This window comes from Helicobacter pylori (assembly GCF_011140715.1).
GTDB lineage: Bacteria > Campylobacterota > Campylobacteria > Campylobacterales > Helicobacteraceae > Helicobacter > Helicobacter pylori_DA.
Map to the genome: position 1 here is coordinate 56,370 of NZ_SFZZ01000026.1, position 13,053 is coordinate 69,422.

Genomic DNA, 13,053 nt, shown 5'->3' on the forward strand with positions numbered 1-13,053 from the left:
CTCAAACGCTAAAAAGGGGTTTAAATGGATGATTTGCAAGAAATAATGGAAGACTTCTTGATTGAAGCCTTTGAAATGAACGAGCAGTTGGATCAGGATTTGGTGGAATTAGAGCATAACCCTGAAGATTTGGACTTGCTCAATCGCATTTTTAGAGTCGCCCACACCATTAAAGGCTCTAGCTCGTTTTTGAATCTTAATATTCTCACGCACCTCACGCACAACATGGAAGATGTCCTGAATCGCGCCAGAAAGGGCGAAATCAAAATCACGCCGGATATCATGGATGTCGTGTTGCGCTCCATTGATTTGATGAAAACTTTGCTCGTAACGATTAGAGACACCGGATCGGATACTAATAACGGCAAGGAAAACGAGATTGAAGAAGTAGTCAAAAAGCTTCAAGCCATTACGAGCCAAAACTTAGAGGGCGCTAAAGAAACTTTAGGGGCTAAAGAAGCCCCAGAAAAAGAAGTAAAAAAAGAAAATAAAAAAGAAAATCAGACAGGAACAAAAGCCCCTACTACAGAAAACCCTACAAGCGATAACCCACTAGCCGATGAGCCGGATTTGGATTATTCCAACATGAGCGCTGAAGAAGTGGAAGCGGAAATTGAACGGCTGCTTAACAAGCGCCAAGAGGCCGATAAAGAACGAAGAGCCCAAAAAAAGCAAGAAGATCAAGCCAAGCCTAAACAAGAAGTTACCCCAGCAAAAGAACCCCCCAAAACAGAAACCCCCAAAGCCCCTAAAACAGAAACTAAAGCTAAGGCTAAAGCAGATACTGAAGAAAATAAAGCCCCCTCTATTGGCGTGGAGCAAACCGTTAGGGTAGATGTGCGCCGCTTGGATCACTTGATGAATCTAATCGGCGAGCTTGTGTTAGGGAAGAATCGCTTGATTAGAATCTATAGCGATGTGGAAGAACGCTATGATGGGGAAAAGTTTTTAGAGGAATTAAACCAGGTAGTCTCTTCTATTTCAGCGGTAACCACAGACTTGCAGCTTGCGGTGATGAAAACCCGGATGCAACCAGTGGGCAAGGTGTTCAATAAATTCCCTCGCATGGTAAGGGATTTAAGCCGGGAATTAGGCAAAAGCATTGAATTGATCATTGAGGGTGAAGAAACCGAGCTTGATAAATCCATTGTAGAAGAGATTGGCGATCCGCTCATCCACATTATCCGTAACTCATGCGATCATGGGATTGAGCCTTTAGAAGAAAGAAAAAGGCTTAACAAGCCTGAAACCGGTAAAGTGCAATTGAGCGCGTATAATGAGGGCAATCACATTGTGATTAAAATCTCTGATGATGGCAAAGGGTTAGACCCTGTGATGCTTAAAGAAAAAGCGATTGAAAAAGGGGTGATTAGCGAAAGAGACGCTGAAAGCATGAGCGATAGGGAAGCGTTTAACCTCATTTTCAAGCCAGGCTTTTCTACCGCAAAAGTCGTTTCCAACGTTTCAGGCAGAGGCGTAGGCATGGATGTGGTAAAAACCAATATTGAAAAGCTTAATGGGATCATTGAAATCGATTCAGAAGTGGGGGTAGGCACGACTCAAAAGCTTAAAATCCCTCTCACTCTGGCCATCATTCAAGCTTTACTCGTGGGCGTTCAAGAAGAATATTACGCTATCCCGCTTTCTTCAGTTTTAGAAACCGTGCGCATCAGCCAGGATGAAATTTACACCGTTGATGGCAAAAGCGTGTTGCGCTTAAGAGATGAGGTGCTTTCTTTGGTGCGCCTTTCTGATATTTTTAAAGTGGATGCTATTTTGGAGTCCAACTCTGATGTGTATGTGGTTATCATTGGCTTGGCCGATCAAAAAATTGGCGTGATCGTGGATTATTTGATCGGTCAAGAAGAAGTGGTCATTAAATCTTTAGGTTACTATCTTAAAAACACTAGAGGCATTGCTGGCGCTACGGTGAGAGGCGATGGGAAAATCACTCTTATTGTAGATGTGGGAGCGATGATGGATATGGCAAAAAGCATCAAAGTCAATATCACTAATCTGATGAACGAATCAGAAAACACGAAGAGCAAAAATTCTCCTAGCGATTATATTGTCTTAGCGATTGATGACAGCAGCACGGATAGAGCGATTATCCGCAAATGTTTAAAACCATTAGGCATCACGCTTTTAGAGGCCACTAACGGGTTAGAAGGCTTAGAAATGCTTAAAAATGGCGATAAGATTCCGGACGCTATTTTAGTGGATATTGAAATGCCTAAAATGGACGGCTACACTTTCGCTTCTGAAGTGCGTAAATACAATAAATTTAAAAACCTGCCTTTGATCGCAGTAACCAGTCGGGTAACTAAAACCGATAGGATGCGTGGCGTTGAATCCGGCATGACTGAATACATCACCAAACCTTATAGCGGTGAGTATTTAACCACCGTAGTGAAGCGCAGTATTAAATTAGAAGGAGGCGAATCGTGAGTAATCAATTAAAAGATTTATTTGAAAGACAAAAAGAAGCTAGTGTAGGTTCTAAACAAGAAGACAATGAAGAAATTTTGCAATTCATTGGCTTTATTATTGGCGATGAAGAATACGCCATTCCTATTTTGAATATTTTAGAAATCGTCAAACCCATTGGTTACACGCGAGTCCCTGAAACCCCAAACTATGTGCTTGGTGTGTTCAATTTAAGAGGTAATGTCTTCCCTTTGATCAGCTTGCGTTTAAAGTTTGGCTTGAAAGCTGAAAAACAAAACAAAGACACTCGTTATTTGGTGGTGCGCCATAATGATCAGATCGCTGGGTTTTTCATTGATCGCTTAACTGAAGCCATTCGCATCAAGCAAACGGATATTGACCCGGTGCCAGAGACTTTGAGCGATAACAATAATTTAACCTATGGCATTGGGAAACAAAACGACAGACTCGTAACCATTTTAAGAGTGGAAGAAATCTTAAAAAAAGACTTCTAAAAATTTTAGTTTATCCATAGCCCCTATGGGCTTTGAGAAAGACTTATTCCGTTAAAAAGCTTGATTTTTAATCAAGCGTCTCTTATAATGCGCTAAAAGCAGAGTCTTTTTTAATCTTTTCTTTTAAAAGTAGCGTGAAACTTTTTTAAACGGATTAAAAAGAACCCCTTATTTTTAGTCTTTGTTACCAACACTTTTTAACAAGTGGGGCTTTTGCATTGAGACTTACTAGATTGTAGCCCCCTCCTTTTAAGGATTTCCTATTCCAACACTTTTAAAAGTGCTTCATAATTGGGCTCTTCTAAAATGTTTTGAACGATCTCTTTATAGATAACCACTCCCTTATCATCAAGAACAAACACCGATCGAGCGAGTAAGCCTTGCAAAGAGCCTTTGCCCAACAGCACGCCATAATTTTCCCCAAAAGCCTTATACCTAAAATCGCTTAAGATTCTTAAGTCCTTAATGCCTTCAGCGCCGCAAATTTGTCCTTGAGAAAAAGGCAAATCCATAGAAATAACGCTAAAACTCACAGAAGGCAGTTTGCCGGCTTGCTCATTGAAGTATTTGGCTTGGAGCAAGCAAACCGATCCGGTTAAACTAGGAAGCGCGCTAACGACTTGAAAACGCACGCCCTGCTTCAACAAATTGACTTCTTGCAAATCGCCATTGACCAATTTCACATCAGGGGCTTTATCGCCCACCTTTAAGGGTTTCCCTTCTAACTGATATGTTTCTTCTTTAAAAGTAACTTTTTGCATGGTTAAATCCTTTCTAATGAATTGCTATATTGCGTTAGAATAATAGTCAATTAAAATTAACTTTTAAAAAATTTAAAAAGAATTTGTTTAAAAAGTCGTTTTCATTTTAAAAAACCCCTTAAAATCCACAAAATTTGCATAACGATTTAATTTTTAAGAAAAGATTTACCAAAAAGTATTAAAAAATGATTACAATACGGCTATCTGATCACAAGGAGAAAACATGTTTACATTACGAGAGTTGCCTTTTGCTAAAGACAGCATGGGGGATTTTTTAAGCCCTGTGGCGTTTGATTTCCACCATGGGAAACACCATCAAGCTTATGTGAATAATTTGAACAATCTCATCAAAGGCACGGATTTTGAGAAAAGTTCTTTGTTTGATATTTTGACGAAGTCTAGCGGAGGCGTGTTCAATAACGCCGCTCAAATTTACAACCACGATTTTTATTGGGATTGCCTAAGCCCCAAAGCGACTGCTTTAAGCGATGAGTTAAAAGGGGCTTTAGAAAAAGATTTCGGATCGTTGGAAAAATTTAAAGAAGACTTCATTAAGAGCGCGACCACTTTGTTTGGCTCTGGTTGGAATTGGGCAGCGTATAATTCAGACACTCAAAAAATTGAAATCATTCAAACCAGCAACGCTCAAACCCCGGTTACGGATAAAAAAGTGCCGCTTTTAGTGGTGGATGTGTGGGAGCATGCTTATTATATTGACCACAAAAACGCACGCCCTGTGTATTTGGAAAAATTCTATGGGCATATTAATTGGCATTTTGTTTCTCAATGCTATGAGTGGGCGAAAAAAGAAGGCTTAGGCTCAGTGGATTACTACATCAATGAGTTGGTACATAAAAAAGCTTAAGCGTTATTTTGCATAGGGTGGTTTAAAGGTTTTTAAACCACGCTTCTTTTTTGAATGAAAGACACTCTGTTTAACAAATCCCTAAACAAACGCTTTTGTTTTGATGAGAAAGTCGCCCATGTTTTTGATGACATGCTGGAGCGTTCCATCCCCTATTATTATGAGATGTTGGATTTGGGAGCGTATTTTATCGCTCAAAACTTAAAAGAAAATATCTATCCTAAACCCTTGATTTATGATTTGGGCTGTTCTACCGGAAACTTTTTTATCGCGCTTAACCAACAAATCCAACAAGATATTGAGCTTGTAGGGATTGACAATTCCATGCCCATGCTCAAAAAAGCGCAAGAAAAATTAAAAGATTTTAACAATGTCCGTTTTGAATGCATGGATTTTTTAGAGGTTGAGTTTAAAGAAGCGAGCGCGTTTTCATTGCTTTTTGTGTTGCAATTTGTCCGCCCCATGCAAAGAGAGGTGTTGCTCAAAAAGATTTATAACAGCCTTGCGTTGAATGGGGTTTTATTGGTGGGTGAAAAGATCATGAGCGAAGATCGGATATTGGACAAGCAAATGATAGAGCTATACTACCTTTATAAACAAAATCAAGGCTACAGCCACAATGAAATCGCTTTCAAAAGAGAAGCGTTAGAAAATGTGCTTGTGCCTTATAGCTTGAAAGAAAATATCGCGCTTTTAGAAAGCGTGGGGTTTAAGCATGTAGAAGCGCTGTTTAAATGGGTGAATTTCACGCTGTTGGTCGCTAGAAAAACATGAGTTTTTTGAAACAATAAATATATAAAACATGAGTTTTTAAAAAATATCCATAGGGTCCATGTTCACGCTGCAAGGGATATTGGGGGCGGTTTTTAAAAATGCATGCACGCTTTTGATTAGGCTTAAAGGGTTTTTGGAACGCAATAAAATAAGGTAGCGATAAGAAGAGGCGATTTTTTCAATGGGCGCTTTGAAATTAGAGAGCGTTACGCCCTTTTCTAAACACAAAGAAAGGGTTTGGGAGGCTTTTAGGCTCAATTGTTGGGCTTTTTCTTCGTTTTTATGCTTAAACTCCAACAAACACAGCCTTGAAAAAGGCGGGTAGAGTTCGCACCTTTCTTGCAATTCGTATTGTAAAAAATCTTCATAATCTTCTAAGAAATTTTTTAACAGATCCGTTTCGGTGCTTTGAATGAACACTTGGCCAGAAATTTGCCTAGCGCTCCTCCCAGCGATTTGATAAAGTAACGACACGCCTTCTTCTAAAGCCCTATAACTATTAGATTTAATGATATTGTCTATGCCTAAAACAACCGCTAAACTCACTTTAGCGTAATCATGCCCTTTGCTTATCATTTGAGTGCCGATTAAGATATTCGTTTTTTGAGCGTTGAAATCGTTTAAAATATTGTGGAGTTTTTTTGGCGTGCTGGTGTGATCTTTATCTAAAATCGCTATTTTAGCGCCTTTCAAAAGGCCTTCCAACTCGTTCAACACTTGCATGGTGCCTATCCTTTTACCCACTAAAACTTCGCTTTGACATGCGTTGCAAATTTTAGGGATAGGGCTTGAAAAATGGCAATAATGGCACATGAGTTTGTTGGTTTTTAAATGCAAACTCATATTCACGCTGCAAAAGGGGCATTGAACGCTTTTGTAGCAATTTTGACACAGCAAGGTTTTGAAATTAGCCCTTGTAGGCACAAAAATAATGGCTTGCTCGTTTTTGTCTATCACTTGTTGCAACGCTTCTAAGAGTTTGGGCGTGATAAAACGCTCGGTTTTTTCAAAAATAATGTTTTTTTGCGTAGGGGTGTAGCGCCCCTTTAAGCGCACTAAAGCCTTATCTTTAAAGCGTTGGTAACTACTCAAACTTGGCGTAGCAGAGCCTAAAACCACTTGAATAGGGAATTTATGGGATAAATACAAGCATAAATCCCTAGCGTTATACATAGGGCTTTGATGAGACTTATAAGAAAAGTCATGCTCTTCATCTACAATGATTAAACCCAACTCCTTAAGGGGTAAAAACAACGCGCTTCGTGTGCCTACCACTAATTTGATTTCTTGCGAATAAAGCTTTTCTAAAAATTGTTTTTTTTGATTTTGAGAGAGTTTGCTATGCCACAAGCCTAAATTTTCTTTAAAGACTTTTTTAAGGCGTTGCTGCATTTGAGGGGTGAGGGCGATTTCTGGCACTAACAACAAAGCGCTTTTTTTTTGCCCTAAAGTTTGAGCGATTGCATGCATATAAATTTCGGTTTTCCCGCTGCCCGTATCGCCAAAAAGCAAGCTTGCTGGATGTTTTTGCAATTCTTTTAAAGCGTTGGTTTGCGTTTGGCTTAATATATTAAGAACAGGCTCAATTTTTTCTAACCCCACTCCATCGCATTCTTTAAAAGGGGCAAAAAGACTTAAGACTGAAGAAAGATTGGCCGAGTAATATTGAGCGATAAAAATAGCTAGCTCCATTTGAAAAGGGAGTAAAAAATAAGGGGTTTTTTCTAACTCTAGGCATTCAAAAGAGGGTTTTGAAACTTCTTCAAGAACGACGCCCAAAAGCGTTTTATTCCTTAAAGGGATATTGACTAACGCTCCTTTTTTATGCCGTTCTTTAGAAAAGTAAGTTAAAGGGGGGGTTTTATTTTTTAAAGGAGCGATTAAGTGATAGAACATGATGAGATTTTTTCTAAAAGCTTTTGGAGTTCATTATGCAAATACTCGTTCTGGCAACTTTCATGCAAATAATTCTTCAAAAGCTCTAAGGCGTTTAATTCTTGGTTATGGAAACGCTCCTTTAGGGTGCGTTTCATCTCATCGCTAAAGGTGTTATTGAGAGAGATTTTATAGCGTTTTCCTAAATAAGTGATTTCTAAGCTATCGTTTTCTAAAGACATGTTTTTAATGGTTTATGACAATAAATCAGAGATTTTGTCATAAAGACCTTGAATGCCCTTATCTTTAGCGCTCAATTCATCGTATAAAATAGCGATTTGAATGTCTTTTTCTTCATTTTGCGCATTCAATGTGGTATTTGCTTGGCGTAAAGCGTTCAACTCTTCTTCTTGTTTTTGGATTTTTTCAATCAATTCATCAATTTTAGCGCCCAATTGGTTTAACAAACTTAAAGATTGCATAGTAAGCCTTTCATGGTTTTTAAAAGTTATTATATCAAAGCTCTTTAATTATCGCAAAATACCCCTATCCCCTTAAGGTAATGACTTCTACCATAAAATAAAGTAACTAAAACCCCATGTTTTAAACCATTCTTATGGTGGTATTTGGTATTTTTGATTACCATAAAATAACAAGATAGAAAGCTTGACATGGGAGTGATAAATGCAAAAAAATATATTAAAAATGACTCTGTTGTTGGTTTTCCTCTTTTTAAAAAACGCTGTTGGTTTAGAAGATAAAAAAGCCGATCCTAAAAGCGTTCAAAATACGCCCAAAAATTTACCCCCTATCCAATTAAGGCTCAATCAAGTCCATGAAGAACTTATCAAAATGTTAGAAAATATGGAAAAAGGCACGCAGTATGAGTTCCCTAAAATCAAAGAAATCCTGGAGCAAAGCGAAGAAGAATGGCTCAAAGTCGCCCATGAAGAATGCGTGGCGTTGGTCATGCTAATAAGCCCCAAGGCTTCTATTGAAAGTAGCCCGATTTATAAGAATTGCTATGAAGCTTATGTGAAGCAAAGAATCCATGATCTATATGATTTTTATATAGAAAGCAAAAAGGTGAAAAGAAAAATCAAAAAAGCCCATAAGCAAGAGGTTGCCACTAAGCAATCCCAACCCCTAACAAAAGAGCCACCCAAGAACGAGAACAAAAAAAGCTTAGTAAAACCCAGCTTAAAAGATGCGAGTATCCCTAAAGGGTATTACTTGCAAATTGGGGCTTTTTTGAACGCGCCCAGTAAGGATTTTTTGCAAACGCTCAAAACTTTCCCTTACCAAATAAAGAAAAAAGACTCCCTCACGCATTATTTGATTGGCCCTTATAAAACCAAAGAAGAAGCCCTAAAACAGCTTGAAAATGCGGCTAAAAGCTTTAAAAATAAGCCTGCGTTGGTAGAGAAGTAATTTTTACTTAGTTTGATTGAATCTTATAAAGCCACATGGCTATTAGCGCGACAAACAAACTCGCGCCCAAAAACGCATAGCCTATCATTTTATAAAGGGGGATAAAATTTTTTTGAATTTCTTCTTCTGCAATAATGATTTTAGAAACCCCTAAGCGGTTAGTTGGGGCGCTGTCTGTGAGGTAAAAGCCCTGTCTTTTAAGCACAAAATAAGGGGTTTTGATCAAAGCGTCATTTTTAAAAGAGGCCACAAACGCCCCGATATTAGAAAACTTGACTTTGTTGTCCTCATCTAATAAGACAAAGGGGGTGTTTTTGAATCGTTCTTCTAAGATTTTTAAAGGCTCTAAAGAAGAGACATTATTTAATTCTAAAAGGCTTTTAGCGATCGCATCAGCGGTGTATTGCATGCGTATTTGGGTGTTTTCTAAAAGGTTATTTTTCGCATAAAAGAAAAATAACGCTAACAAAACCCCCACTAAAAGCAAGGTAGAAAGAGTATAAACGATTAAAAAACGCTTTTTAAAAGAATGGGGCATGACGGACCTTTTTATTGATAGCGGGTTGGATAACACGGCTTTTTTATGATTGGATTAAAAACACTCAAAAACAGCCCCTTTTTTCTACCATACTTATTTAATTTTATGGTAAATTTTTGAAAAATTGTTATAATTCCCATACTTTATATTGGCAAATTCAATGGAGAAAGGAGTTTGGAACATGCTTGATGTATGGATAGATATGATAATTTGTATTTTTTATTTGCTCTTTTTTACGACTCCTTACATTGTAGGCGATATTTTGCAATTGAAATTTATCCGCCAAAAGCTCTGCGAAAAACCTGTTTTACTCCCACAAAAGGATTATGAAGAAGCGGGAAATTATGCCATTAGGAAAATGCAATTATCCATTATTTCTCAAATTTTAGACGGGATCATCTTTGCTGGTTGGGTCTTTTTTGGTTTGACGCATTTAGAAGATTTAACGCATTATTTAAATCTTCCTGAAACGCTAGGCTACTTGGTGTTTGCCTTGTTGTTTTTAGCGATTCAAAGCGTTTTAGCTTTACCCATTAGCTACTACACCACCATGCATTTGGATAAAGAATTTGGCTTTTCTAAGGTGAGCTTGTCGTTGTTTTTTAAGGATTTTTTCAAAGGGTTATCGCTCACTTTAAGCGTGGGGTTGTTGTTGATTTACACTCTCATTATGATCATTGAACATGTGGAGCATTGGGAGATTAGCTCGTTTTTTGTCGTGTTTGTTTTTATGATATTAGCTAATCTTTTTTATCCTAAAATCGCCCAGCTTTTCAACCAATTCACCCCCTTGAACAATAGGGATTTAGAGAGTCAAATTGAGAGCATGATGGATAAGGTGGGTTTTAAATCCGAAGGCATTTTTGTGATGGACGCTAGCAAGAGGGATGGGCGTTTGAATGCGTATTTTGGAGGCTTGGGCAAAAACAAGCGGGTGGTGTTGTTTGACACTTTGATCTCTAAAGTTGGGACAGAAGGGCTTTTAGCCATTTTAGGGCATGAATTAGGGCATTTTAAAAATAAGGATTTGTTGAAAAGTTTAGGGATTATGGGAGGCTTGCTCGCTCTTGTTTTTGCTTTGATCGCTCATTTGCCACCGATCGTTTTTGAAGGCTTCAATGTCTCGCAAACGCCAGCGAGTTTGATCACGATTTTACTCTTGTTTTTGCCGGTGTTTTCCTTTTATGCCATGCCTTTGATCGGGTTTTTTAGCCGAAAGAACGAATACAATGCGGACAAGTTTGGGGCGAGTTTAAGCTCTAAAGAGACTTTAGCCAAAGCGTTAGTGTCCATTGTGAATGAAAATAAGGCGTTCCCCTATTCGCACCCTTTTTATGTTTTCTTGCATTTCACGCACCCGCCGCTATTAGAACGCCTAAAAGCTTTGGATTATGAAATTGAATGACCCTTTCACAAGCCCTAAATAAAGCCAAAAAAGAATTATCGCCAAAAGGCTTTAGGGGAGAGTTAGAGTCTGAAATTCTATTAGGCTTTGTCTTGCAAAAAGAAAGGGTTTTTTTACACACGCATGAGCATTTGGAATTAAGCCGCAAAAAAGAGGTGCGCTTTTTTGAATTGGTAGGAAAGCGTTTGAATGACTGCCCCATAGAGTATTTATTAGGAAGCTGTGATTTTTATGGGCGCTCTTTTTTTGTGAATGAGCATGTTTTAATCCCACGGCCTGAAACCGAGCTTTTAGTCCAAAAAGCCCTTGATATTATTTCTCAATACCACTTAAAAGAGGTAGGTGAAATCGGCATAGGGAGCGGATGCGTGTCCGTGAGTTTGGCTTTAGAAAACCCTAATCTCTCTATTTATGCGAGCGATATTTCACCCAAAGCTTTAAAAGTGGCGTTAAAAAACATTGAACGCTTTAATTTAAAAGAGCGTGTTTTTTTAAAACAAACACGCCTTTGGGATCGCATGCCAACGATAGAAATGCTTGTCTCTAACCCGCCCTATATCGCTAGAGATTATCCTTTGGAAAAATCCGTCCTCAAAGAACCGCATGAAGCCCTTTTTGGGGGGGTTAAAGGCGATGAAATCTTAAAAGAAATCGTTTTTTTAGCCGCTGGATTAAAAATCCCTTTTTTGGTTTGTGAAATGGGGTATGACCAGTTAAAAAGCTTGAAAGAATGCTTGGAATTTTGCGGTTATGATGCAGAGTTTTACAAGGATTTGAGCGGCTTTGATAGAGGGTTTGTGGGCGTTTTAAAAAGTTTTTTAAGATAAATTAAAACTTAATTACCCTTTTAGTGTTACAATAAAAACACTTAAAACAATAAAGGATGTCGCTCATGTATGTTGAAAAAATTCTCCAGTCTTTACAGAAAAAATACCCTTATCAAAAAGAGTTCCATCAAGCCGTCTATGAGGCTATCACTTCGTTAAAACCCCTTTTAGACAGCGATAAAAGCTATGAAAAGCATGCGGTTTTAGAGCGTTTGATTGAGCCTGAAAGGGAGATTTTTTTTAGGGTGTGTTGGCTAGATGATAACCATCAAATCCAAGTCAATCGGGGGTGTAGGGTTGAATTCAATTCGGCCATTGGCCCTTATAAAGGGGGCTTGAGATTCCACCCTAGCGTGAATGAAAGCGTGATCAAGTTTTTAGGCTTTGAGCAAGTGTTGAAAAATTCGCTCACCACTTTGGCTATGGGGGGCGCTAAGGGGGGGAGCGATTTTGACCCTAAAGGGAAGAGCGAGCATGAGATCATGCGTTTTTGCCAGGCGTTCATGAACGAATTATACCGCCACATTGGGGCCACAACTGATGTGCCAGCTGGGGATATTGGAGTGGGCGAAAGAGAGATTGGCTATCTGTTTGGGCAATACAAAAAATTAGTCAATCGTTTTGAGGGCGTATTGACCGGTAAGGGACTCACTTATGGGGGGAGTTTGTGCAGAAAAGAAGCCACCGGCTATGGGTGCGTGTATTTTGCAGAAGAAATGCTGCAAGAAAGGAACAGCTCTTTAGAGGGCAAGGTTTGCAGCGTTTCTGGGAGCGGTAATGTCGCTATTTATACCATTGAAAAACTGCTTCAAATAGGAGCCAAACCGGTAACGGCGAGCGATTCTAATGGCATGATTTATGATAAAGACGGCATTGATTTAGAGCTTTTGAAAGAGATTAAAGAAGCGCGTCGTGGGAGGATCAAAGAATACGCTTTAGAAAAAACTAGCGCGAAATACACCCCAACAGAAAATTACCCCAAAGGGGGGAATGCCATATGGCATGTGCCTTGTTTTGCGGCTTTTCCTAGCGCGACTGAGAATGAATTGAGCGTTTTAGACGCTAAAACCCTCCTTTCTAACGGGTGTAAATGCGTGGCTGAAGGGGCGAACATGCCCTCAAGCAATGAAGCGATTGAATTGTTTTTGCAGGCTAAGATTTCTTATGGCATAGGCAAGGCGGCTAATGCTGGGGGGGTGAGCGTGAGCGGCTTGGAAATGGCGCAAAACGCGAGCATGCACCCTTGGAGTTTTGAAGTGGTGGATGCGAAATTACACCACATTATGAAAGAGATTTATAAGAATGTTTCTCAAACCGCTAAAGAGTTTAAAGACCCTACTAATTTTGTTTTAGGGGCTAATATCGCTGGTTTTAGAAAAGTGGCGTCTGCGATGATAGCGCAAGGGGTTTGATTACCCCCAATTTTACAAACCCAATTTTTTAATCAACTTTCTTACAGCACGCAACAAAGGTAAGGATTTTTGATAAGCTTTGCGATAGATTTTAAAAGTGGTGTTTTGAGAGAGTTCTAATAAAGGTGAAGCGTTTTGCAAAAGGCGCTCATAATTGATTCTCAAATCATCATAATTAACCCTCAAATCATCATAATTAACCCTCAAATCATCATAATTAACC

Annotated in this window: 13 protein-coding genes and 1 pseudogene; 8 read left to right on the forward strand and 6 right to left on the reverse strand. The window is 38.9% G+C overall.

The genetic code is table 11. The annotated features are described in order from the left end of the window. Nucleotides 1–24 precede the first annotated feature (24 nt). A complete protein-coding gene (gene cheAY2, locus EWZ81_RS03240) occupies nt 25–2,448 on the forward strand; it encodes a chemotaxis histidine kinase/response regulator CheAY2 (RefSeq protein WP_165549004.1) in 2,424 nt (807 codons plus the stop codon). Further along, on the forward strand, nt 2,445–2,942 hold the full coding sequence (cheW, locus tag EWZ81_RS03245) for a chemotaxis protein CheW (RefSeq protein ID WP_000070770.1): 498 nt from the start codon (nt 2,445–2,447) through the stop codon (nt 2,940–2,942). Before cheAY2 ends, cheW begins: the two co-directional genes overlap by 4 nt. Before the next feature lie 260 nt (nt 2,943–3,202). Here the strand turns inward: cheW and tpx are convergent, their stop codons facing one another. Then, entirely contained in the window at nt 3,203–3,703 is a 501-nt protein-coding gene (gene tpx / locus EWZ81_RS03250; RefSeq protein ID WP_165549005.1) for a thiol peroxidase, read from the reverse strand. Between the two features lie 223 nt (nt 3,704–3,926). Here tpx and sodB point away from each other — a divergent pair, with 223 nt between their 5' ends. Next, nucleotides 3,927–4,568: a superoxide dismutase [Fe] gene (sodB, locus tag EWZ81_RS03255; protein ID WP_108564769.1), complete on the forward strand. Its 642-nt coding sequence runs from the start codon at nt 3,927–3,929 to the stop codon at nt 4,566–4,568. Between the two features lie 54 nt (nt 4,569–4,622). Continuing rightward, complete coding sequence (cmoA, locus tag EWZ81_RS03260; RefSeq protein ID WP_165549006.1) at nt 4,623–5,342, forward strand: carboxy-S-adenosyl-L-methionine synthase CmoA; 720 nt, start codon at nt 4,623–4,625, stop codon at nt 5,340–5,342. Between the two features lie 36 nt (nt 5,343–5,378). Here cmoA and EWZ81_RS03265 read toward each other — a convergent pair whose 3' ends face one another. Genes EWZ81_RS03265 through zapB form a run of 3 tightly spaced genes read right to left on the reverse strand, consistent with a single transcriptional unit; the run spans nt 5,379 to nt 7,699 of the window. After that, nucleotides 5,379–7,238, reverse strand: coding sequence for a primosomal protein N' (locus EWZ81_RS03265; RefSeq protein ID WP_165549007.1), 1,860 nt, complete (start codon nt 7,236–7,238; stop codon nt 5,379–5,381). Further along, nucleotides 7,223–7,459 carry a hypothetical protein gene (locus EWZ81_RS03270; protein ID WP_165549008.1) on the reverse strand — a complete coding sequence of 79 codons (237 nt, stop codon included), beginning with the start codon at nt 7,457–7,459 and terminating at the stop codon, nt 7,223–7,225. Before EWZ81_RS03270 ends, EWZ81_RS03265 begins: the two co-directional genes overlap by 16 nt. Nucleotides 7,460–7,471: 12 nt before the next feature. Then, nucleotides 7,472–7,699 (reverse strand): cell division protein ZapB, encoded by a 228-nt coding sequence (zapB, locus tag EWZ81_RS03275; protein WP_001191194.1) that lies wholly within the window; start codon nt 7,697–7,699, stop codon nt 7,472–7,474. 202 nt (nt 7,700–7,901) lie between these two features. Here zapB and EWZ81_RS03280 point away from each other — a divergent pair, with 202 nt between their 5' ends. After that, nucleotides 7,902–8,648, forward strand: a complete 747-nt coding sequence (locus EWZ81_RS03280) for an SPOR domain-containing protein (RefSeq protein WP_165549009.1) — start codon at nt 7,902–7,904, stop codon at nt 8,646–8,648. Between the two features lie 7 nt (nt 8,649–8,655). On the opposite strand, the gene EWZ81_RS03285 is transcribed toward EWZ81_RS03280, so the two are convergent. Beyond that, nucleotides 8,656–9,186: a hypothetical protein gene (locus EWZ81_RS03285; protein WP_165549010.1), complete on the reverse strand. Its 531-nt coding sequence runs from the start codon at nt 9,184–9,186 to the stop codon at nt 8,656–8,658. A 181-nt stretch (nt 9,187–9,367) separates the two neighbouring features. On the opposite strand from EWZ81_RS03285, the gene EWZ81_RS03290 reads away from it, so the two are divergent. From EWZ81_RS03290 to gdhA, 3 genes are all read left to right on the forward strand, one after another. Continuing rightward, nucleotides 9,368–10,591: a M48 family metallopeptidase gene (locus tag EWZ81_RS03290; RefSeq protein WP_165549011.1), complete on the forward strand. Its 1,224-nt coding sequence runs from the start codon at nt 9,368–9,370 to the stop codon at nt 10,589–10,591. Further along, nucleotides 10,588–11,418 (forward strand): peptide chain release factor N(5)-glutamine methyltransferase, encoded by an 831-nt coding sequence (gene prmC, locus EWZ81_RS03295; RefSeq protein WP_165549012.1) that lies wholly within the window; start codon nt 10,588–10,590, stop codon nt 11,416–11,418. Before EWZ81_RS03290 ends, prmC begins: the two co-directional genes overlap by 4 nt. 65 nt (nt 11,419–11,483) lie before the next feature. Beyond that, complete coding sequence (gene gdhA / locus EWZ81_RS03300) at nt 11,484–12,830, forward strand: NADP-specific glutamate dehydrogenase (RefSeq protein WP_165549013.1); 1,347 nt, start codon at nt 11,484–11,486, stop codon at nt 12,828–12,830. 12 nt (nt 12,831–12,842) lie between these two features. On the opposite strand, the pseudogene EWZ81_RS03305 reads toward gdhA, so the two are convergent. Then, nucleotides 12,843–13,053: pseudogene (locus tag EWZ81_RS03305) on the reverse strand (glycosyltransferase family 10 domain-containing protein); the annotation flags it as partial.

What these genes read in the sequence shown, in the direction of transcription:
- tpx (WP_165549005.1), bottom strand. Translation starts at nt 3,703, where the DNA reads ATGCAAAAAGTTACTTTTAAAGAAGAAACATATCAGTTAGAAGGGAAA.
- prmC (WP_165549012.1), top strand. Translation starts at nt 10,588, where the DNA reads ATGACCCTTTCACAAGCCCTAAATAAAGCCAAAAAAGAATTATCGCCA.
- EWZ81_RS03285 (WP_165549010.1), bottom strand. Translation starts at nt 9,186, where the DNA reads ATGCCCCATTCTTTTAAAAAGCGTTTTTTAATCGTTTATACTCTTTCT.
- EWZ81_RS03270 (WP_165549008.1), bottom strand. Translation starts at nt 7,459, where the DNA reads ATGTCTTTAGAAAACGATAGCTTAGAAATCACTTATTTAGGAAAACGC.
- EWZ81_RS03265 (WP_165549007.1), bottom strand. Translation starts at nt 7,238, where the DNA reads ATGTTCTATCACTTAATCGCTCCTTTAAAAAATAAAACCCCCCCTTTA.
- zapB (WP_001191194.1), bottom strand. Translation starts at nt 7,699, where the DNA reads ATGCAATCTTTAAGTTTGTTAAACCAATTGGGCGCTAAAATTGATGAA.
- cheAY2 (WP_165549004.1), top strand. Translation starts at nt 25, where the DNA reads ATGGATGATTTGCAAGAAATAATGGAAGACTTCTTGATTGAAGCCTTT.
- gdhA (WP_165549013.1), top strand. Translation starts at nt 11,484, where the DNA reads ATGTATGTTGAAAAAATTCTCCAGTCTTTACAGAAAAAATACCCTTAT.
- EWZ81_RS03290 (WP_165549011.1), top strand. Translation starts at nt 9,368, where the DNA reads ATGCTTGATGTATGGATAGATATGATAATTTGTATTTTTTATTTGCTC.
- cmoA (WP_165549006.1), top strand. Translation starts at nt 4,623, where the DNA reads ATGAAAGACACTCTGTTTAACAAATCCCTAAACAAACGCTTTTGTTTT.
- sodB (WP_108564769.1), top strand. Translation starts at nt 3,927, where the DNA reads ATGTTTACATTACGAGAGTTGCCTTTTGCTAAAGACAGCATGGGGGAT.
- EWZ81_RS03280 (WP_165549009.1), top strand. Translation starts at nt 7,902, where the DNA reads ATGCAAAAAAATATATTAAAAATGACTCTGTTGTTGGTTTTCCTCTTT.